Genomic DNA, 22,388 nt, shown 5'->3' on the forward strand with positions numbered 1-22,388 from the left:
CAATCCCTCTCTTTCTTTTCTAAATATACCTTTTTCTATTTTTTTATCCGTTCAATTTAGTATTAGACAATTATTTTTGGTCAATTTGACCAAAGTTTTTTTATTTACAATCAAATTATACCGCATTATTTTCTATTTGTCAGCACTTTTTTTAAAATTTTTTTATTCCTCATCTTCATCAATATCATCAAAATTTTCACTATCTTCATCTTCTATTGATTCAGCTTCTTGTAGTTCTTGTAATTCTTTATCTTTTTGTCTTTTTTTATAAAAGAAAAAACCGCCTATACCAATAACAAATCCTCCTAAAAGTAAATTATCTAAACTTAAAATACTAGAACCACTAGATTTAGATTTTTTAGTTTTAGAATTAGAATCAGATTCTCCACTTTTTTCTAATTCTTTTTTTAATTCTTCTTTAAAATTTTCTAAATCTTCTTTCTTTAATTCTTTTTCTTTATCCTTATCTTCTTTACTTCCACCATTACTTTTATTCATTTCTTTTATGATATTAGCCATTTCATTTTCATTTATTTCAGTTAAAAACTGAACTTGTTCAGATTCTTTTGTATAATCAATGATTAAGTAATAGTTTTTACCAGCTTTTGTTGTAAAAGTTAAAAACTGCCTATTTTCGTGCCTTTTATCTCCATTATAAATATGTCCATCAGAACCTATATTTTCTGTAATTTTATTATTCTTAGAATCTTTTTTCGTTTCTTCTTGTTTCTTTTCTTTTGATTCTTTTTTTGATTCTTCTTTTGTTTTGGTTTCTTTTTCTTCTTTCTTTTCTTCAGATTTTGCTTGTGTTTTTTCCTTTTCTATATCCACTTCTTCAAGTTCTATTTCCTTTGAACTTGCAAAAGAATTTGTTGGTTTAATAAAAAGAAAACTCATTAACAAAAGTAGTAAAATTTTAGATTTATTTTTCATTAGTACCTCCTAGATATTCTATAAATTCTTCAAGAGTTAAATTACTTTTTTTATAAGCCTTATAAATTTCTCTTATTTCTGTCTTTTCAACTTTCAAACTTAAAATTTCTTTTCTTTCTTCTAAATCTTCTAATTCTAAATCAAGTTTTTCTACTTTTTCTACTAATTCAGAATATTTTTTCTTTTTTACAGAAATAGAATTTATAATTTTTTCAAGTTCTTTTTCTTCTTTACTTGGCATATATACTATTTTCTCCTTTCAAATTTTGGGTCATATTTTTTTATCTCATCTTCTAGTTGTTTTAACAATACAGGGTCTGCTGGAGAATCTAAATTTGACAAAGTTATGAAATGAGTAATATTTTGTCCCCAAAAACTCATTCCACTAGGAACTCCTTCTTGATGACTTCCAGTTGTTCTATATCCATTTTCAAAGCCTAAAAATATTTCAATATGATGTTGTTGATTTAATATAGCATCTCCCGGTTTTAATGATGATTTTGGAATAGATTTTACAAATCTATTTGGCATATTAAAGGTAGCATATACTCTATCTATATTTCCACCACATTGCCCCCAAGCATTACATACAAAACTTGAACAATCCAAATAATTACCATATTTTCCAATAGGAACTCCATGTCCTGCTCCAAGTCTATATGGTATTCCTTCGTGTGTTGCACACCACATTAAAACAGCTTGTCTTATACTTCCGGGTGTTACAAGTGGAGAGTTAATATATTTTTCCATAGCCTTTTGGTATCCTTTAGCTGGTTTATATATTTTTCTATCTCCATAAATTATTGGATTTTCAAATTCTTTTAATTCATCTTCCATATTGCCTTTAGTTTCAAGTAAAGTTTCAAAATGTTCTAAATTTTCTTTATCCTCACTAAAATCATTTTTAGCTATATCTTTTATTTCTTTTCTTCTTAAATGAATTACAATCTTTTTTTGTTTCTTTTTATAAGCAGTTCCTTCTTCGTCTATATATCTGTCAACAATTGATTTAGTGATACTTTTTTTATAATTTCTTTCAAAAAGTTCATCTAAACTATTTTTAAATTTATCAAAATCTTTAATTTCTCCATATCTTGCAGTTACATAAGATAATAAATCGTGAACATCGTGTCCCACATCATCAGCATCAACTTCATAAATATCATAATTTATATAATATTTTTGTGGATTGTAAATTTCATCAAGAAGTCTTTTTTCTTTATCTCTATAATAATTTTCCATTTTTTTCAAAACTTCAATATCTGATAAATACGTTGTTGTTGCAACAATATCTGTCGTTGTATTTTGAAAAAACATCAAAGCACTTGTTAATAGTACAATAATTGTTATAAATAAAAAAGAAGATAAAGCTAACCATATTAAATTAATTATTTTACCTTTTATAAAAGTAAAAATCCTACTAGGGATTGTTTTAATATATCCCCAAACTCTTTTTAAAACATTCTCTATTTTTTTATCGATATTATAAAGATGTTTTCTTTTTATGTTTCTCCTTTGAATAAATTTACTTGTAATTTTACTATCTTTATATTTCTTTTTTCTACTTAATTTTTGCAAATCTTTTTTAAAAGCTGATTTTTTCTTTAACTTTTCTTGCTTTCTTTCAAATTTAGCAGCTTTATGCAAAAATTTTTTTGGCTTGTTTTTGTTTTTAAAATATTTTCTTGTATGAGTAGCAAGCCTTTTATCTAAAAGTTTTTCTGTTGATTCAATTCCTGCATTATTTTCATCTATATTTTTAAAAGTTCTATTTAGTTGAGAATATGCGAACATATTAGCTCTACGATAAAATTTATAGAATTTATATCTTTTCCTACTTGCTTTTAAACTGAACTTAGCAGATTTTTTTCCTTTTCTTCTTGCTCTCCAATTTAGATTTCTAGTATGATATTTTCTATAAGTTCTAAAAGGATTGAAATTTTCTTTAAAAGTTTTATTCTTTATTTCACTTCTATATTTTCTTTTTATAAAAGTAATTTTCCTTCCTTTAGAATTTTTGAAATTTCCTAAGGTTTTGTTTTTAAATTTTAAATTTTTCTTAAAATTAAAATTTTGTTTTTTGTTTTTAATAAAACTATTAATGTTTTCTTTAATTCTAATTTTTTTTATTCTAATCTTTTTCATAACATTTAACCTATTTCTCTAAAACTTGTTTGTAACAATTTATAAAGTTTAGTATTTTTAGGAAATTTATTTTCAAAAGGTACTATGTCTTTTCCAAATTTTATAAGTCCTGAACCTTTATCTGGATTGGATATATATTTTTCCTGTTCTAAAGATAGATTTAAAAGTCTTGCCATAATTTCCCTATCTTTTGGAGCTTGTTTTAAAATTAAAATAAAATCTGTATTCTCAAAAATATCTTCTACACCTTTATAAGCCAAAATATTTTTAACGTTTTGAGTCATAAGTGTCGGTACTCCGCCATATTTTCTAAATCTTTTGTAAACTTGTGTATTAAATTTTGCAGTTGTTGGGTCTTCAAAAAATAAGTGTGCTTCATCTACATAATATCTAGTTAATATTTTTTTGTTTCTATTTATAGTAACTCTATTCCAAACTTCATTTTGAATTATTTGCATACCGATTTTTCTAAGTTTTTCTCCAAGAGAATTTATATCATAACAAATAATTCTCTTTTTTATATCTATATTTGTATGATGATTAAAGATATTCATAGAACCTTTTACATAAAACTCTAAACTTTCACAAAGTTCGTATGAAATATCAGTTTTATAGCTTAATAATTCATTATATAAATCTTCTAAAATAGGAATATTTTCTTTTTTAGGATTTTTAAAATATTCTTTATAAATTTCTCTTACAGCTCTATCTATTATAGAATCCTCACGAGGTTCTAAACTTCTTTTTAATATAAGTTCAAAAAACGATAAAACAAAATCAAGTTTTATACTTAAAGCAAAATCTTCTCCACCATATCCTAAGTTAATATCTAATGGATTGATATAGTTTTTTGAGTTTGGAGAAATTTCTATAACTTCGCCATCAAGAGCTTTTGTTAGTTCTATATACTCTCTTTCCGGGTCTAAAATTATTATTTCATCATCAGTTAAAAGATAAGATAATGTCATTTCTTCCTTTGCTGCAAAAGACTTTCCAGAACCAGTTGACCCTAAGATTAAACCATTAGCAGAATTTAAGTACATTCTATCTAAGCAAATTATATTTTTACTTATTTGATTATTTCCATAATAGAATGGATTTCCTTTTGTTATTAGTTCCTTTGTTTTAAAAGGAATAAAGGCTGCAACAGATGAAGTTGTTAAAATTCTCATACTCTCTATTTCATTTTTACAAAGTGGTAAGGACGATACTAGACCTTGTTCTTGTAAATATTTTAATGGTTTTAATATCGAGTTGTTTCTCTTTGCAATTTTTCTAAGACTTGCTAAAATTTTTCTTGAATACAACTTATCTTTTGCTAAAATAGTAAAAAGAATAGTTACTTTAAAAAGTTTTTCATTTTTACTTTTTACATCTTCAAGTAAAGATTCAACACTGTCTAAATTTTCTTTTAATTTTCCACCAATTAAATCCATATCGTAACCTGATTTTATTGCCTTTTTTTGTTCTTCAATTTTCATTTGTTGAAGGTTGGTTAAAGTTTTTGCTACAAGATTAGTCCCGTCAAGTTGGTCGATAGGTTCTATATGAAAATTAATATACAAATCTTCATTGACTTCTACAAATTCTTTCAAAATTTCATCTGAAATTTCAGAACCTGTTATCTCTAAATAAAAAGTTTGTGCAAACATTTCATTTATTTTAAATTCATCATCTTTTGAAAAATCTAGTAATTTAGGCACAATTTTTTCTTTTTGGTCAATTTGACCAAAATCTAAATTCTTATGAGGATTTAACATTTCATAAAAAAGTGATAGTCTTTCTTCTAAATTCAAAATTTTTATTTCAGTGTCCAACTCTTTAAATTGCTTTTTTAAATCTTTTTCCATTCCTGTTAAATTTATATTAGCTTCTTTTAAATTCTTTGCAGTTGTTTTAAAGGTTAAAAATTTTCTTTTTTCAAAACCTTTATTTTTATTTATTTTATTTTTTAAAATTTGATTATATTCATCTCTAAATTCATCAAAAGTATCATTTTTGTTTTCTATTTTAAATCTATCTTCCAACTTAAAACTTTTTTCTCCACAGTTTATATATGAAAATTGATAAGAGTTAGAAGAGTCAAAAGAACTTAATATTTCTGAAAAGTTTATAAATAAATTTTCTCTATCTTCTTCACTTAAAGCGGTATAGTTTCTATCAAAAAATTCTAAAGTTTTACTATATTCATTTTTTGAAATTTTAAAAACTCCGTTTTTATAAACTTCTAATGGTAAAACTGTATCTTCAGTCGTAACATTATTTGTTTTAGCATTCTTATTTAAAAAAACATTTATTGAATCCAAAATTCTTTTTATATCTCTTTTAAGATTAAATTTTTCTTTTGTTTTCTTTCTGTCGATTTTTACTTTTTTTAACTCATTATTTAACTTTTTTAATTTTTCAGTTGTTTTATTATTCTTTTTTGCCAAGTCCTTTAACCCCCTTTCTCTTTCTTGTTTTTTTCATTAGTTTAAAATTTAAAATGTGAAATAAATGTTTTTCTAAGCCTTTTCCATTCTTTTCATAAAAAGCAAAAATAAAAAATGGAATAGCAAGTGTAATCATTAAATATATAGATGTGTTTATTCCTAATTTTTTAAAAGTTAATAAATATGTTGGTAAAGAAACTATTCCCGCAAGACTAAAGCAAATTAATTGTCTTTTAGTTAAATTAAATATTACTTTTGTTTTTATTTTAGTAATATCGGTAGGTACTTCAACAAAATTCATATTCTACTCCTTTTCATTTTTTTCTAATCTTTCCAATTCACAAATATCTTCAGCTACACTTTTGAAATTTCTATAAACATTTTGATTCAATTCGTTTATTTGTTTTTGTAAATAATGTTCTTTTATTTTTGAGTGAATAAATAAGGCTATTCCTCCTAAAATAAAATATTTATAATTATTTTTATATTTATATTTCATATTCCTCCTCTAATGAGTATTAAATATACTCTTTGCAAGTGAACCTGTCTTTAGCATAGTTACCACCAGTAAAACTGCATATCCTAAAACAGACCAAACAGCTTTCATTGCATTTGTATAATCTATACTCTTTACAAGTATTGCAAAAATAGTTACACAGAGCATTATTAAAAATCCTTGCAAGGCTAATGCTCCTAGATTTTTTAAATAGTTATTTCCAATATTCCAATTATGGTTTTGACTTGTAATACTAGCTACTGGAATTGGAGCTATTGCTCCCATCAGATATATTTCTATTATTCTTCCATAAATTATAACGTGAATAGCAATAGAAATTATATAGACTGCAAGTCTTACTATCAAAAGCTCTACATAAGTTACCATCAAACTACCTACCGAATTTTCTTTTAGAGTTTCTTTTATAGTTGATAAATATGAATCATCAAATTTAGCAGCTTCATTTAGATAAGGTTTTGCATCTGTTATTATCTTTTCTCCAATTTTAAATGCAAATAAAAATATCTTAGTACAATTTTTTACAAACATTAATGCTATTATGAATTTAAAAAGTGGCTTTAAAACGTCTATAACGTCTATCTCTTTCAAATTATTCTTACTTTCTGCAAGTTGTACATACTCCATTACCAAGATTGCAGCTATTATTAAAGCTGCAACTGGTAAAATAACTAGAGTAGATATATTTTTTACAAATTCCCAAATAGATGTATTCCAAGTATCTGGAGCTACTGAAATATTATTGGATATTCCTATTAAATCTTCATTTATAGAGTCAAATATTCCTGATAATATTTTACCTATTCCATCTATTATTCCATCTTTGATATAATTAGTGATTTTATCAAAGATTCCAAAAAATACCATTCTTTAACTCTCCTAGTAGTTAATATAATTTTGTAGAAGTGGTACTAATTTAAGTCCAACAACAAAAATAATAGCTCCACCTACCATTTGTTTTGTTCCACTATTTTTATCTGCAGCATTCTCAGAACCGTGTCCTTCTCCCCATTTAACAACTCCCATTACTGTTAAAAATGCTCCAAACAATTTTAATGCCCAAGCCATTAAGTTTAATATTTCTGTAAAATTCATTTTTAAAAATCCTTTCTTTTTTGTTTTAATAAAAAAAGAACTTAAAATATTCAAAATTAAAAAATATTCTAAATCCTTTATTAATTTTCTTTTTCTTCTTGTTCTTCAAATTCAAAAACTTCTATTATATCTTCTTCAGATAAATCTATTTCTCCTCTTTCTTCCTTTAAAAATTCTTCTAAATCAATTCTATTTTTTTTATTATAATCTAACAAATATTTATAATTTGGATGTTTTGTTATATCATATTTTTTAGAGAAAAACGGAGGTAAACCTGTAATCTTTAAAATACATTTATCTCTAGGTATTTCTGATAATTCATTTGCGTCTAAAAGCCTTCTACCTGTTTTTTGATAACTTGTTCCAAAAGTTTCATCTCTACCTTTATTACTTGAATTATTCATAACTTCAATAGTTTCATTTCCTATCATTTCAGAAATTTCTTTAGTGGTTTTTCCAAACTGTCCTCCTAAAAATAAAAAACTATCACAGTTTTCTATAATCGATTCACTTTGACCTTTGAACATAGCTTCAAGTTGTGCTTTTGCCTGTAAAAATATATTTACAGACATATTTCTTGACCTTAAAACTGCTATTATCCTTTGAAAATTAGGAACTTTACCACTATTAGCAAATTCATCAAATAAAAATCTTATATGATATTTTAAACTTCCTCCTTGATTATATGCTTTTTCAAAAAGTCTATCAAACATTTGAGAATACATTATAGCGGTCAAAAAGTTATATGTTGATTGAGTATCTGATGTAATCATAAATAAAGCTGTTTTTTCATCTCCAAGTGATAATAAGTCCATTTCATCATAGGACGTTATTTCTCTAACTTCTGGAATTGTAAATACTGATAATCTAGCTAAACAAGAAATAATAATAGATTGTTTAGTTTCTTTTGCACCAGAAAGATATGAATTATATTGCAATACCGCAAAATGTTCACTATCTTTTTCTTCAAGCTCCTTAAACAACAAATCTAAAGCATTATTCATACTATCTCCTACATTACCAAGTTGTAATATTTTAAAAATTGATTCAAATGTATGTTCACTTTTTTCTAGTTCATAAAAAACATAAGATGAACAAGCTAGAAGTAGCATTCTTTCAGCTTTTATCCAAAAGCTTTCTCCCTTTTTTTCTCCTTCACCATCTGTATTTTCCATTAAACTATCAATAAAGATAAACATATCACTCATATTTCTAATATATACAAAAGGATTGTAGTGCATAGACTTAGAAAAATCTATTGTATTAAAAATTTTTAATTTATATTTGGCTTTTTTAAATAAATATGCCGTTTCATCAAATACGGTTCCTTTTGGGTCTGTAACTGCATAAGATGAATGTAATTGCATTAGATTTGGCTTTACAAAAAATCTTGTTTTACCAAAACCAGTTCCACCAATTACCATAACATTTTTATTCCTAGCAAATTTTAAGCTTTTAATATTCTTTATAGTCAAACTCTCGGTTTGAGTTAAAATAATATTTTCTTTAAATTCTGCATCAATAAATGGAGCTATATCTTTTCTGTTGCCCCATCTTGCTCCTCCGTATTCTTTACCACTCTTTTTTAATTTTTTTCTGTTCTTATTTCTTAAATAAACAAAAATATTTACAATTAAAACCATAATTATAGTATTTATTAAATTTTTAAAATTAAAAACTATTTTTGTATTAATAACTTTATTTAGCTCTAAAATAGTTTTAAATGATTTATCTAAGAAATCCCCACTCATAGTATCATATATAGTTATAAATTTAAAAGAAAAGTAAAATAAAGCTAAATTGAGTATAAAAAAAGCTATATACTTTTGTTTGTGTTCTTCAAAATCTAGTTTATAGCTATCAATAAGTTTTTTTATCTTTTTCTTTGCCATATTTCTTCACCACTTTTAAAATTCTTTTTAAAAGTATCTTTTATTCTATTAATCTTTTCTGATAAAGACTCTTTGACAAAATCTTTAAATTCAGTTTCTTTTGTTTTAGTTTCTGTAAAATTTTCAGTTTTTGAATTTGTACTTTTCTCTTTTTTATTAAATTCTTCCCAAAAATTTTTTGCTTTTTCTTTCTTATCACGCCTTTCTGTTTTCATTTCCTTTTTCTTTTCTTTTTTCTTAAATTTAGATTCAAAATATCTATCAACTTCTTTATAAGCTTTTTCTAGAGCTTCTTTATCAATAGCTTTAAAATATAGTTTATAATTTATTTTTCCATTATCAAGTTTTTGTTTTTGAACATTAAAATCTACTCCACATTTTTTTAATTTCTTTTTTAATAAATCCAGATATTTTGAATCTCTAATTTCAATATTCTCAAGTTTTCCTTGCCTGTTCAATTCTTTAAACTTCATCTTTCTTCCGTTTAAGTTTTGTTTCTTCAAAGGCTTTTTATTTGCCCTATTAGAAATAAATCTTAGAGCTATTTCAAAAAGTTGCCTTGAATTTTTAGCATTAGCTATTAAAACTTGAGTGACATTTTCATTAATCAATTATACTATCAACTCCTTACATATAGAATTTAAAACTTAAGTTTTAATTATCATCAACCTCCTTTATAGTTATAGATAAATTATCTATACAAAAAAAGCAACTATTTTTGTAGTCGCTTTCTTATGTGGTTTTTATATACCTTTCCACAATACATATTCTAACATATTTTCTTGTTTTTTTCGAACTTTTTTTGCCCAATTTTTGCCCTGATTTTGAACAGTTTTTGCCCAATTTTTGCCCTACTACTTGTTGGAATTTCAACAAAAAGTTTGTTCAAATTCTTAACACTTTAAAAAATGTAAAAGTATTTTATGTATTTATCTTATATATTTTTTATTTTAGAGTAATTTAAAATGGTTATTTGCATTAAAAAAGTCAGTTTCACAAAAAATATTTTTTGTCAAGTTTTCAAAATAATTCAAAAAATTTTTGAATTATTAAAAAATCTTAACAATTGACCGTTTTCCTGATTTTTATTCTATTTTTTAAAAATAAATATACAAATATTAAGCTTTATTTTAACATTTATGACTTTAATAAGTATATATTTTAAAAAATGCTTTATAAATCTTAAAACTATATTATTCATTACATTTCCTCCTTTAATTTTTTTATAATTTATTTATATCATAAAAAAAACTTATAATTAACAATTTTTGTACATTTTTACACTTTTGCTTTTTATTTTGTGTATGCTTGTTTTATACAATAAAAAAAGAAATAGATTTTTTATTTCTATTTCCTATTTTTACAACTATTTCTATAAATTAAAGTGCTTTACTCAGTAACCAAACTATTAGTCACTTTATTTAACTTTTCTTCTAAATTAGCTAATTGTTTTTCAACATAATCAAGTTTAGCTATTGAATTAAAACCTTTATTTAATAAATCAAGTTTTTCTTTTTCTAACTCTTCTATCTCTTTTATATAAATATCTTGTTTTTTTAGTATAATATTATTTATAGGTCTTGACTTATAATAAGTATATTTGTCTTGTAATAGCTCATTTATTATAAAAACAAGTTCTTCTTTTGTATAAACTTCTGTGTTTATTAATTTCATATAAATTTCCTCGCTCACAAACAATATCTCAAATCCAATACTATCATCATAGTATTCACAAATTAGGCATCACAATCTTCATCGTTTTTCTCCTACTTTAATTTATATTCAACAGAAATTACTGAAGACTCTTCATTATTTACTGTTGTACTTTTTATTCCAACTGTCTTTTCTCCAATTTTATAGTTATAATAATCATTTCTTGACACATTTGATTCTATATTTTTATTATCAGGTGTCTTATATACAATATAGTATTCATTCGGAAATATTCCAAGCAAAACTGTTTTTTCGTATTTATCAACTATTAAAATTTCACAATCTTCATTAAATTCAGTTAAAGTTTTGATTCCTAATACTTGGTATAAAGGGTATCCAAAATTACTTTTTGACTTCTTTAAATTTTCCTCAATTCTTATTTTATTAGGTTTTTCATTCACTTTTGTCTTATCAAGGAACGACCCGGAAATATGAATTCCTATAACTACTAAAAAAAATATTATGAGAAGTGTTGCTAATGCAGTTTCTGTTTCCATATCTTTAAATAAAATAGTAATAATTAATAAGGCTAATATGGATATAGATATACATATAAATATAAATATTAAAAAGCTCATAAATTTACTCCTTAAAATCTCTTGTCTTTTGGTATTTTAGCTACTTTTGACCTACATTCACAACAATAGTAATATACACTAATTAACGTACTTGTTGCGTAGTCATACATTTCAGCATTATAGTCAGTAGCCATACCCTCATTATCAACTACATAATCATAAGTACCACTATATTTTTCTTTTGTAAAAAATAAATCTTCATTTCCACATTTTTTACATTTCAATTTCATCTTCTTGCTCCTTTTTGTGCTATATTTGACTGTCCTTTCAATTTTTGGTCAATTTGTCCAAAACTTTTATAGCGATAATTTTTCTTGTTCTTTTAGTAATTTATTTTTATTTAAGAAATCTAAAATTTCAATCCACTTACTTTTTTCAATATCAAATTTTAAATACAATTCTTCAATCTCAGTTTCTTTTTTAAATTTTTTCTTTTTATTTAATTTTTCAAAAAGTTCATCTATAACTTCCTGATTTACACTTATTTCCATAATTAAATTTTCTATGAATTGCTTACTAATTCTTTTTAATGAAATTCCTCTATCAAAAAAATATTTACAAACCTCATCTTGTTCATTTCTATTTAACTTTGCTAATTCTAAATACACTTGTTGTTTTAGCTCATTTTCATCAACCATTTTTAAAAAGGTTTCATTTAAATTTGTTATTTTTACAAATCTCCTAATTGTTTTTTCTGAAAATGGAGTATCTTTTGCTAATTCTTCCCAAACATTAAATCCTTTTTCGTCTTTATTTCTATTTTTTTGTAGTATTTCTTTTTTTATTAAATAAGAATGAGCCAATTCACTGCTCAACATATTATGCCTTTGATTCAAGTTAGCATTAATTAGCTTTATTGTAGCTTCATCATCAGTCATTTCTTTTACTATACAAGGAGCTTCTTTTTTTCCTAATTGCTTTAATGCTAAATATCTATGCCTACCAGATATAATTTCAAATAAATTTTCTCTTTTCCTAACTAAAAGTGGACTATATAACCCATTCACTTTTATATCTTCAGCTAAGGAAGTGATATATTCTTCAGATTGTAATCTAAAAGGTTGATTCTCAATTATAATTAATTCATCAAGATTTATATTAACTATTGCATATTCCTCATTTTCAAAGAATACAGATTGTATATTTTCATTACTTCTAACAAAATTTTTCATATCAACATTTTTTAATAAACTCATAATCTCACCACCTATTCTTTATTTATAACTTCTTTTGCAAGTTCTAAGTACTGTTCTCCAAGTTTACTATTTAACTTAACTAATGATGTTTTTATAGCTGTACTTTCACTTGCAATAGTTGATTTGCTTATTGTAGTATTAAATAAATCTTTTTTGTATTCTAACTTTAAATGTTCTAAAACCATTCTACTCATAACAGTGTTCTCTATCATAGTTGGTAATATTCCTAAAACTCTTAAATTTGCATTTAAATGAACTTTTATTTGTTCAATAGTGTTATATACTAAACGTAAACTTTCAATAGTAAAATATTGTGATTGAACAGGAATTATAATGTCCGTAGATGTTGCAAGAGCATTAGTCATTAAAGTTGATATTGATGGAGATGTATCTATCAAAATATAATCATATTGTTTGAAGAAATCGTCTGCTAATATCTCATTTAAAATCATTTCTCTAGCAAGTCTAGTTTCCATCTGTTTTTCAACAACAGATAGGTATGGACTACTAGGAATATATTCTATTTCATCATTCTCAGATATTTTTATATAATCAGTTAAATTTATTGTTTGTTTAAAAAGAAATTTACTAATTAAATCATCAATAGTATTTCTATCATCTCCATCGTGATTTAAATATATAGATAAACTATTTTGTGGGTCAAAATCTATCAATAAAACTCTTTTTCCCAGTTCTTTAAGAGCTACTCCTAGATTCATCGTACTAGTAGTTTTTCCAACTCCACCTTTTTGATTTCCAACTGTTACTATTTTCATCTTCCAATCCTCCTAAATTATTTGATTTTATTTTTATTTAATTTTAATAAGTAATATATACTTTGAATTAGCAAAAGATACTCCATTTTCTAAAAAATAGTTAAAATTTCATCTGATTTTTTTACTTTTAAATAATCTAATATATCTAAAAGTGCCTTATCTTCTAATTTATAAATATATCTTTCACAAAAATTATATTTTTTAGAAATTTCTGAATAAGAAAAAAAGTTTATATAAATATCTATAAGAACTTCTCTTTGAATATCATCAACATAATTTATTAAATCTTTAATCTTATCTTGTTCGAGTTTTATAATCAAGAGCTTATTATCTTGTTTTTCTAATAATTCTAAATATTTGTATAGTTGCTTCTCTTTTGAATTGTTAAAATTAGAAAATATTTTTTCATCAAAATTTGTAGCTCTCAAAGTCGTATATTTATCTTCCAATTTGTTTTTTTCTTTTACAAGTTTAAATTTTATTTTTTCAAAATATTTATATTTACTAAAATATTTTTTTAAATCTTTCTTTGTTTTTATTGAACTTTGCATCTTTACTCCTTATTTTTTTATAAAAAGTTATCTGAAAAGTCATCTGAAATTTCATTATCAATTTGTACTAATTCAGTTGAATATGAATTGTAAAGACAAGTTATTAAGTAACTTCTAATATTTTTAGCTTTTTTACTATTTTTTCTTATTGAACTTAAAACATATTCAATATGAGAATATGTTAACAATAAAAACCTCATTTTAACAAGTTCTTTAGATATGTAATTTCCAGATACTCTTATTTTTTCATCTTTAGATAAAATAACATCTAACATAACTTCAATAATTTGATTTAAATATTCCATTTCTGTTTTTGATAGACTTATTTCTAAAATTTCATAATTTAAATTTTTATAAATTAAATCTTTATATTTTTTATATTCAATCACATCAACATCAATCTCTTCGGATTGATTGATTGAATTAGTATAAATAGAATCAGTATGATTTATATTAGTATAATTAGGGTCCAAATTTTGAACTTCTAAAGGTTCATTTTTTGCACTTCTAGAAGTGCAAATTTCAGACTTCTTGAAGTCCAAATTTTGAGTTTCTAGAAGTTCAATTCTTGGACTTCTTGTATTTTTAGCCAATTCTTGATAATTTGGTTTTAAAATATATATTCTATTTGCTAAACCTTGACCCATTCTTCTTTCAAAAAGCAATTCAAATTCAATCAATTCTTTTTTATATTTTATTACTGTATTTTTTGATAAACACAAAACATCTTTTAAACTTTCTATTGTATAAATTAAAAATATCTTTCCGTTTTCATCTGTATATTTATCTTTATTTTTTAAGGATAAACTTTGTCTATCTGCTAAAATTGAATAAAGCATTTTTGCCCCTAATGATAAATTTTGATATAACTTAGAAGATATTAAAATTGCAGGTGTTTTTATAAATCTATATTCTTGATAATAGTCGTTTTCTGAATAAAATAATTCATTATTTACATCTTTATATTTCATAAATTCACCTCCTACATACCATTAGGTTTTAATAAATAATAAATGTTTTGAGATTTTTTATCTTTTTTATCTTTTTGAATCAACAAATCATTTTTTAATAATTCTTTCTTATACTTCAATGAAGTTATAGTTGATACACTTAATGCCTCATTCATTTCTTCAATAGTAAATTCAAAGAATAAAAATCCTTCTTCATCTTTCAATACATCTTCAGAAATTAGTTTGTCAAGATAAATTCCATAAAGCATTTTTGCTCCTAATGATAAATTTTGATAATATTCATTAAACAATTCTTTTGGTATTAAGTAACAATTTTCATTACTTAAATTTAAGACTTTAGGAATATCCCTAAAAAGTCTATCTTTGATTAATAATTTCATAAGTCCTCCTTTTTATAAAAAACAAATTTATTTTATCACACTATTTTGAAATAGTTAATTATAAACTCTTTTTTTCAACAAAAAAATAGATATAAACATTGATTTCTCAATACTTATATCTATTTTCACATCATATGCGGACTTACAGTTCTGTGCTAATCTACCTCACCCTATGGATTTTTAATCCCGAAACATCAAATGTCATCTGTCAAATGCCCTATTTAAAAGGGTCAAAAAACGGTATTTTTTAGCCTGTTTTTGACCCAATTTTCGTACTCAAACCACTACATGTTGTGGTTGACTCCTATTATTCCTTGTCCAAACCACAATACGTCATCAGAATTGCTGCTTCAACGTGGCTCGCAAAAACAGTATGAATAACAAGTCGTATTGTCCGTTCGTGGAAACTTGTCGAGTACACTTTTTAACGATAGGACAAGGCTATCGTTAAAAGGTTTAAGCTGTAATGATAATTATTTTCTAACATTTTATTATAAACGAAATTTTAATATTTACAATCCACTGATTATGTTGATTTTTTTTATATCTGCTCTCTGACTTTGACCTTTTGTCCGTTGACATAAAGGTAATATTCTTTGGGCATATATGTTTCCTCCATTTCTTTTTTGTCTGCGTTTTTAGACAAAAAAGGAGGACTTCTGCACATAGGCATAAGAAGTCCTCTAAAATGAAAGAAACTTGCTCTTTCTCTATATTTTAAATTTGATTTTTTATGATAATTACCAGTATCAAAAAGGTCTATTGTTTTTTTCTATATGAATAACAGACCCTAAATAATACATAGCAATTACCTCCATTATTTAATCCATTTTTTCTCCTTCTTAATTATTTAAGCTCCAGTTTTCCGACTTTGATTTAGCATCTACAAAGTCTTTATAAATTCCATCTTGCCTCATCAATTCGTCATGTGTACCACGCTGTTCAATACAGCCTTTATTCAAAACCAATATTTGATTCGCATTTCTAATCGTCTTTAGTCTATGTGCAATCATAATAACTGTTTTATTCTTGGTAAGTGATTCAATCGCCAATTTTAGTTTATCTTCATTTTCAGGATCAACATTTGCTGTTGCCTCATCGAAAATAATAATAGGAGCATCTTTTAACATCGCTCTTGCGATAGAAATTCTCTGCTTTTCTCCTCCTGAAAGTGAAGCCCCACCTTCACCTATGAAAGTGTCATATCCTTGTGGAAGAGAAACTATAAAATCATGACACTGTGCTTTTAGGGCTACTTCTATCACATCTTCTCTTGTTGCATTTTGATTTCCAAACTTTATATTATTTTCAATAGTATCTTCAAATAAATATACATCTTGAAATACCATGGAAAGATTATTCATAAGATTTTCAACGGTATAATCTTTAATATTATTTCCACCTATTTTTATTTCACCACTATTAACATCCCAAAATCGTGCAATTAAATTGCATAATGTAGTTTTCCCAGAACCCGATTTACCTACAATAGCTGTCATCTCATTCTCTTTAATAACGCATGTAACATTATCTAGAACTCTTCTATTGTCATAAGAAAACCCTATATTGTTAATATAGATATCATGATTTTGTATCATGAACTTTATATCGCCTTCATCAATTTCAGGCATATGATTAACATATTCATATGAATCGATAGCATTCTCTGCAATTCGTAAAATTGCCATATTAGAACCTGCTCCAATCAGTCCATCAAAAATTGTGAAGCTTGCTATCATCAATACAACCGTATCCGCAATATCTAAGTTTCCAGAAAGATTTAACTTAATACAAAAAAACAACATCCCTACAATTGTCAATCCTATTGCTATTCTTTGAGCTATTGTGTATGGAATAATCATTTTTTCAAGCGAGAGCGTAGTTTTGTAACTATTATCAATCGCATCATTCAAATTCTTATTGTTCTTACCGCCTAAATTGTATGATTTAATAACTTGCATTCCTTGAATTGTTGACAGTACATTCTTAGTCAAATATGTCTGAATATTTGACATATCAGCTGCATTTTTTCTTGAACGTTTTTCCATTAAGAAAGTAACAAATAAAAATACTGTCATACCAATTAATGCCACAAAACCTATTTCCAAATTTATGATAAATATGGATAAAACAAATACGAATGTATTTAAAAAGCCTCCCAAAACATTAACGAGCAATACTGGTATCCAAGACTCAATTTGTGTAAGATTTGTAGTTGCCAAAGTAGTTAATTTGCCTAGGCTGAAATTATTAAAGAATCCCATGGGAACTCTTTTTATTTTTTCTCCCAACTCTATTCTTTTATTTGCTGCCATAAAATATCCCGCATGTGTTTGATTCATTTGAGATATATTTTGTGTGATAATCTTGCCCATCAAACTAATAATTAATACTGCTAATACGATGATAATATCTTGTTGCACGACATTTTGCTTGAATAGGCATTTTAGCATATAATAAATTGCCACAAATTGAGATGCATTAAATACAGCATGAAAGAATGCTGCTACTATTGACTTTGTTAAGTTATTTCTCTCTCTGCCGGAGAAGAACCAGATTTTTTTAAATACACTTATCATGCTTCATCCTCCTTATCTAATGCCATACACATAGCGCAATATAATTTTGACTTCGCTAGTAGTTCTTCATGATTTCCACTGTTTTCAAGCATCCCATTATTAATTACAAATATTTTATCAGCTCCTTTTATTGTGTTTAGCCTGTGAGCTATAACAATTAAGGTTTTTCCCTTTACTAATTTTGAAATCGCTGCCTGAATAATATTTTCATTCTCTGGATCTATATACGATGTAGCCTCATCCAAAATTATAATTGGCGAATTTTTAAGCATTGCCCTAGCAATAGATATTCTTTGCCTTTCTCCTCCTGATAGATGTCCACCGCCTTCCCCAACAATGGTGTCATACCCATTAGAAAGCTCTCTAATAAAACTGTCGCACCCCGCTTTAATTGCAATTTGCTCAACTTCTTCATCTGTTGCATTCGGATTACCGAGTCTAATATTTTCTTTAACCGAAACATCAAACAAATAATTGTCTTGGGACACATAAGATATTAATTTTGAAAGTTGTTTTAACGGAATATCGTTCAAGTCTATTCCGTCAATTTTAATATGACCACTTTCAACATTCCAAAAGCCTGCTAAAAGTTTCGCTATTGTCGATTTCCCACTTCCAGATTCACCTACCAAAGCATTAAATGTTCCTTCTTTGAAGGTTAAATTTAAATTCTTAATTATTTGTTTTTCTCCATTATATGAAAAATCAACATCAATAAATTCAACATCAAACTTTTCAATTGGTTGGATAGTTGTCCCACATTTTATTTTTTTTGAAGCTAAAAGGCTCTCTACACTACTCGATATAGTGCCGATTCGTGCCAAATCATCTGTATAATTTAATGCTTTGAGTAGATTTGATACTGTAGCAAAAGATAGTATGACTATTGTTATCAATGTTTCTATTTCAATGCTACCATTTTGATAAAAAATCATTCCAAATGGTATGACTGTCAAAATTCCCATTGGTGATAATATACGACCAACAGAAACTCTTTTCATACATCTCCCCATCCAATCATAATAAAATTGTGCATTGTCATTAACAGAATCACTATATTTTTGGTAAGAAGTATTACTTTGATTAAATGCTTTAATAACTTCAATACCACCAATATATTCAACCAATGCATTATTCATTTTTTGACCTAAAACTACAGATTCCTTATAGTTTTTCGTGTACTCTTCATTCATCACTGACTTCATAAAACTCATGCCAACAATAAAAGGAAGTAGAGATACCAGACCTAATCGCCAGTCCAGAGTAAGCATATATATTATAAGAAATACCGGGCCAACTACATTGGCTGTCATTTCTGGTAATATATGAGATAAGGTTGTTTCCATACTATCAACTTTATCTACAATTATGTCTTTCAAAGTTCCAGAACTAATTCTGGTAATATCACCTAACGGCATTTCAAATAATTTATTTGAAATTTCTTTTCGGATATCCCTTAATGATTGAAATGTTGCAGTATGAGAAATTGTCGTTGATATTCCTGCTGATATTTCTTTAATTAAAAACATTCCTGCTATAATCAATAATTTATTTAAGTACAATTCCCAATTTGAATTCCCGTTAATTAACTCTGCTATAAGACTTGCAAGAATCATATATGAGATTAAGCCAGCCAATACACCCAAAATAGCAAACAAGACGGAAAAAGAAAATTGAGTAGATCGTTTTTTTATACATTGCCTAATTATATTCATCTAACAATTTCTCCCTCTCTTTTATTTGTTCTCCCTCTTGCAAATAAAGAAATTTATCACTTGTAGCTTTAGCTAAAAGTAAATCATGTGTAATAATAATCACTATTTTCCCTTTTGCAGAAAGAAGTTTTACCCATTTGATAATTGCACGTAATCCATCTCCATCCATTCCACTTGTTGGCTCATCTAATATATAAACATCTGCATCTGAACAATATGCTGCAGCTAATATTACTCTTTGCTTTTCTCCTCCTGACAATGATGCCGGGTGTCTATCTTTTAGTTCATTCAAGCTAAAAGCATTTAAGCTATCCACCATATCTTGCTTTAATTTTTCAGTTGTCTTTTTACCAATTGAAATTTCACCTACAACTGAATCTGAATATAATTGATAATCTGCATCTTGCATAACAAAATAGCAAAATTTATTTCTTAGATTTCTGTTTGCTGCTTTTCCTTTATATTTGATAGTTCCTCTATTTTCTTTTAGAAGCCCACTGATAACTTTACATAATGTAGTTTTTCCTGCTCCATTGTTTCCTAACAGTGAAATAACCTCTCCTTTATATAACTTCAAATTAATGTCATCAATTCCTGAATTTGTTCTTTTATAGTGAAAATGTAAGGACTCAATATCTAAAATTAAATTTTTTGACTTTTCAGTCTTACTACTTTTATTTATCGTTTTCGGTCTCAATCCAAGCTTTGATAAATTTTCATTATCAAGACTTTCAAACTCTTCCTTTGTCCAGATTTTCCTTAACATGCCTTTATCAATATAAAAAAATCTATTTACTACTTCCTTAAACGGTTCAAGCCTATGCTCACTTATAATAATAGAGATTCCTCTATCTTTAATTTTTTTAATTATTTTTATTAAAACTTTAACTCCATCTGCATCTAAATTTGATGTTGGCTCATCAAGTATCAACACTTTAGGTTGTAAAATTAAAGAAGAAGCAATTGCAACTTTTTGTTTTTGACCACTAGATAATTCATCTATATTTTTTGAAAGTAAATGTTCAATTCCGACAAATTCAACAATCTCGTCAAGTTTTTTCTTTATTTCATATGCAGAAATTCCTATATTTTCTGCCGCAAAACAAATCTCATCTTGAACGTTATTCATAAAAAATTGGCTTCTTGGATCTTGAAAAACAACGCCAAATAATTTGGCACGTTCCTCTGAATCCATTTCAGCCGGAATTTGTTTATCTATTTCAACTTTCCCTTTAAGATTCCCCTCATAAAAAACAGGAGCCAACCCACTGACAGTTCGTAAAATTGTACTTTTCCCTGATCCCGATTTGCCACAAAGTACAACACATTCCCCTGATTTTATAGAAAAATCAATCTTATTGATAGAAGAATCTCCATCACTATAAGAAAAAAATACATTTTGAAATTCTATCATCTTTATACTCCAAAATATATTAGTCCTGTGTCTTTGTCCATCGTGTCCATATATAAGTCTCTAAGCCATCTACCAGAGGAATCATATTCTGTTAGCTTATATCCACCAGTACCTGTATTCATTTGAGCCTTAAGGTTATCAATGGCACTTTGGACTCTTTCATTATCTATTTTTCTTGTGACTATACCTTCTTCTTTTATCTGCCTTACTGCATCTTGAGAACTTTGGATATATCCTTTACTTTGATTACTTCTACTTCCGAGCACCACCTTAATTTCTCCAGGCTTTTGCAGTGGTATGGTCTGTTTCATAACGGGAAAGATTCTATCCATTCCAAATGGATAGGCTCTGCATCTTACCCTATCCCCGCATTCAATGGTTTCTGTAGAGATTCCAAACTCAGATAAGTCAACAGCTGAAAGGTTTAGCTCTACCATTTCAAACTGATTATCCTTAAGCCACTCTGCTCCTTTTCTTAAAAGATTTGCAGGAATGGTAACATCATCCCAGCGTACCACCTTACAAACCCAACCAAATTCAGTGAGTGCCTCTTTAGAAACAAGATAGTTCTTACCATTATTTACTGAAGTAATATCTGTATATTGTTTTAGGACAGCATTAGCATCACCTTCTATTTCCTTACCAAGTGGAATGATGGCTGTTGCCACATCTTCTGCAGATAAGTCCTCCGTATAATCAAGAAGATTAAGTCCAAACTCTATGCTCTGATCTGTGTCTTTTCCCATTTCTTCAACCTATAAACCATATAACACGTTTTTCTATACCTGTTTTTAATTCAGTAGGAACAATAAAATGTATAGAGGTGGTCTACTATGCGTAAAAAAGAAGATAAATATGATTTTAGAGCCTTTGGTTTAGCCATTAAAGAAGCTCGATTGAAACGAGGTTTAACTCGTGAACAAGTGGGAGCATTGATTGAAATTGACCCACGGTACTTAACTAATATTGAAAATAAAGGGCAACACCCCAGCATACAAGTTCTTTATGACCTTGTATCGTTACTTCATGTTTCCGTTGATGAATTTTTCTTACCTGCTAATAACTTGGTAAAAAGCACCCGACGATTACAGATAGAGAAATACATGGATAGCTTTACAGACAAAGAACTATCCTTAATGGAATCTTTAGCCAGCGGTATCAACGAAGCAAGAAACATCGAAGACTAATTAAAAGAATCCATACATAACGGAAAGAGCCGATAAAATGAGATTGTATTAATCTCATTTTATCGGCTCTGCGTCTTTGCGTCTGGCTCTGTAATCACAGTTACTTTGAACTGCTTTATTTCAATTAAATTTTCTTGTCTGCATTTCGGACAATAGAGGAGGAATTTTTTTAATTCAGTATCTTCCCTTATCTTTAATCGTGTTTTATTTCCACATACAGGACACAATATCCACTTGTAGTTTATAATAACTATCTCCTCCTTTACACTTTAATTCAAATCTTTATTAAAAAATATTTCATCTTATTTAACAAGAAA

The 22,388-nt window shown here is 26.5% G+C and carries 24 protein-coding genes; 1 reads left to right on the forward strand and 23 read right to left on the reverse strand.

Features of this window, described 5'->3' with window-relative positions; genetic code table 11:
• Nucleotides 1-162 precede the first annotated feature (162 nt).
• The 22 genes from IBJ83_RS02140 to IBJ83_RS02245 form a co-directional block, all read right to left on the reverse strand.
• Entirely contained in the window at nt 163-933 is a 771-nt protein-coding gene (locus IBJ83_RS02140) for a CD1107 family mobile element protein (RefSeq protein ID WP_201275148.1), read from the reverse strand.
• On the reverse strand, nt 923-1,174 hold the full coding sequence (locus IBJ83_RS02145) for a hypothetical protein (protein WP_201275149.1): 252 nt from the start codon (nt 1,172-1,174) through the stop codon (nt 923-925). Before IBJ83_RS02145 ends, IBJ83_RS02140 begins: the two co-directional genes overlap by 11 nt.
• 5 nt (nt 1,175-1,179) lie before the next feature.
• Nucleotides 1,180-3,078, reverse strand: coding sequence for a CD1108 family mobile element protein (locus IBJ83_RS02150; RefSeq protein ID WP_201275150.1), 1,899 nt, complete (start codon nt 3,076-3,078; stop codon nt 1,180-1,182).
• A gap of 5 nt (nt 3,079-3,083) precedes the next feature.
• Nucleotides 3,084-5,510 (reverse strand): VirB4-like conjugal transfer ATPase, CD1110 family, encoded by a 2,427-nt coding sequence (locus tag IBJ83_RS02155; RefSeq protein ID WP_201275151.1) that lies wholly within the window; start codon nt 5,508-5,510, stop codon nt 3,084-3,086.
• Nucleotides 5,494-5,811, reverse strand: coding sequence for a PrgI family protein (locus tag IBJ83_RS02160; protein ID WP_201275152.1), 318 nt, complete (start codon nt 5,809-5,811; stop codon nt 5,494-5,496). The genes IBJ83_RS02155 and IBJ83_RS02160 overlap by 17 nt, the downstream gene beginning before the upstream one ends.
• A gap of 3 nt (nt 5,812-5,814) precedes the next feature.
• Nucleotides 5,815-6,009 (reverse strand): hypothetical protein, encoded by a 195-nt coding sequence (locus tag IBJ83_RS02165; protein WP_201275153.1) that lies wholly within the window; start codon nt 6,007-6,009, stop codon nt 5,815-5,817.
• Between the two features lie 9 nt (nt 6,010-6,018).
• Nucleotides 6,019-6,891 carry a VirB6/TrbL-like conjugal transfer protein, CD1112 family gene (locus tag IBJ83_RS02170; RefSeq protein ID WP_201275154.1) on the reverse strand — a complete coding sequence of 291 codons (873 nt, stop codon included), beginning with the start codon at nt 6,889-6,891 and terminating at the stop codon, nt 6,019-6,021.
• A 12-nt stretch (nt 6,892-6,903) separates the two neighbouring features.
• On the reverse strand, nt 6,904-7,119 hold the full coding sequence (locus IBJ83_RS02175) for a Maff2 family mobile element protein (RefSeq protein ID WP_156435983.1): 216 nt from the start codon (nt 7,117-7,119) through the stop codon (nt 6,904-6,906).
• A gap of 80 nt (nt 7,120-7,199) precedes the next feature.
• Entirely contained in the window at nt 7,200-9,011 is a 1,812-nt protein-coding gene (locus tag IBJ83_RS02180) for a VirD4-like conjugal transfer protein, CD1115 family (RefSeq protein WP_201275155.1), read from the reverse strand.
• Nucleotides 8,993-9,622: a DUF3801 domain-containing protein gene (locus tag IBJ83_RS02185; RefSeq protein ID WP_201275156.1), complete on the reverse strand. Its 630-nt coding sequence runs from the start codon at nt 9,620-9,622 to the stop codon at nt 8,993-8,995. Before IBJ83_RS02185 ends, IBJ83_RS02180 begins: the two co-directional genes overlap by 19 nt.
• Nucleotides 9,623-10,400: 778 nt before the next feature.
• On the reverse strand, nt 10,401-10,685 hold the full coding sequence (locus tag IBJ83_RS02190; protein ID WP_201275157.1) for a hypothetical protein: 285 nt from the start codon (nt 10,683-10,685) through the stop codon (nt 10,401-10,403).
• Nucleotides 10,686-10,777: 92 nt separating this feature from the next.
• A complete protein-coding gene (locus tag IBJ83_RS02195; RefSeq protein ID WP_201275158.1) occupies nt 10,778-11,302 on the reverse strand; it encodes a hypothetical protein in 525 nt (174 codons plus the stop codon).
• Between the two features lie 11 nt (nt 11,303-11,313).
• On the reverse strand, nt 11,314-11,532 hold the full coding sequence (locus IBJ83_RS02200; RefSeq protein ID WP_231698840.1) for a hypothetical protein: 219 nt from the start codon (nt 11,530-11,532) through the stop codon (nt 11,314-11,316).
• 66 nt (nt 11,533-11,598) lie between these two features.
• Nucleotides 11,599-12,498, reverse strand: a complete 900-nt coding sequence (locus IBJ83_RS02205) for a ParB/RepB/Spo0J family partition protein (protein WP_201275159.1) — start codon at nt 12,496-12,498, stop codon at nt 11,599-11,601.
• A gap of 11 nt (nt 12,499-12,509) precedes the next feature.
• Nucleotides 12,510-13,274, reverse strand: coding sequence for a ParA family protein (locus IBJ83_RS02210; protein ID WP_201275160.1), 765 nt, complete (start codon nt 13,272-13,274; stop codon nt 12,510-12,512).
• Nucleotides 13,275-13,363: 89 nt separating this feature from the next.
• Nucleotides 13,364-13,825, reverse strand: coding sequence for a hypothetical protein (locus IBJ83_RS02215; protein WP_201275161.1), 462 nt, complete (start codon nt 13,823-13,825; stop codon nt 13,364-13,366).
• 17 nt (nt 13,826-13,842) lie between these two features.
• Entirely contained in the window at nt 13,843-14,796 is a 954-nt protein-coding gene (locus tag IBJ83_RS02220; RefSeq protein WP_068472861.1) for a DUF6017 domain-containing protein, read from the reverse strand.
• Nucleotides 14,797-14,807: 11 nt separating this feature from the next.
• Nucleotides 14,808-15,176: a replication initiator protein A gene (locus IBJ83_RS02225; RefSeq protein WP_068472863.1), complete on the reverse strand. Its 369-nt coding sequence runs from the start codon at nt 15,174-15,176 to the stop codon at nt 14,808-14,810.
• A gap of 842 nt (nt 15,177-16,018) precedes the next feature.
• The gene (locus IBJ83_RS02230; protein WP_065956984.1) at nt 16,019-17,755 is read right to left on the reverse strand and encodes an ABC transporter ATP-binding protein; all 1,737 of its coding nucleotides are present in this window, start codon (nt 17,753-17,755) and stop codon (nt 16,019-16,021) included.
• Nucleotides 17,752-19,470 carry an ABC transporter ATP-binding protein gene (locus tag IBJ83_RS02235; protein ID WP_063633145.1) on the reverse strand — a complete coding sequence of 573 codons (1,719 nt, stop codon included), beginning with the start codon at nt 19,468-19,470 and terminating at the stop codon, nt 17,752-17,754. The genes IBJ83_RS02230 and IBJ83_RS02235 overlap by 4 nt, the downstream gene beginning before the upstream one ends.
• A complete protein-coding gene (locus tag IBJ83_RS02240) occupies nt 19,457-20,884 on the reverse strand; it encodes an ABC transporter ATP-binding protein (protein ID WP_063633144.1) in 1,428 nt (475 codons plus the stop codon). Before IBJ83_RS02240 ends, IBJ83_RS02235 begins: the two co-directional genes overlap by 14 nt.
• A gap of 2 nt (nt 20,885-20,886) precedes the next feature.
• Nucleotides 20,887-21,630, reverse strand: coding sequence for a phage tail spike protein (locus IBJ83_RS02245; RefSeq protein ID WP_227975888.1), 744 nt, complete (start codon nt 21,628-21,630; stop codon nt 20,887-20,889).
• A gap of 87 nt (nt 21,631-21,717) precedes the next feature.
• Here IBJ83_RS02245 and IBJ83_RS02250 point away from each other — a divergent pair, with 87 nt between their 5' ends.
• Entirely contained in the window at nt 21,718-22,071 is a 354-nt protein-coding gene (locus IBJ83_RS02250; RefSeq protein ID WP_001227347.1) for a helix-turn-helix transcriptional regulator, read from the forward strand.
• 59 nt (nt 22,072-22,130) lie between these two features.
• On the opposite strand, the gene IBJ83_RS02255 is transcribed toward IBJ83_RS02250, so the two are convergent.
• Entirely contained in the window at nt 22,131-22,298 is a 168-nt protein-coding gene (locus tag IBJ83_RS02255) for a cysteine-rich KTR domain-containing protein (RefSeq protein ID WP_032459511.1), read from the reverse strand.
• Nucleotides 22,299-22,388: the final 90 nt, after the last annotated feature.

This window comes from Parvimonas parva (assembly GCF_016552165.1).
In the GTDB taxonomy this organism is placed as follows: Bacteria; Bacillota; Clostridia; order Tissierellales; family Peptoniphilaceae; genus Parvimonas; species Parvimonas parva.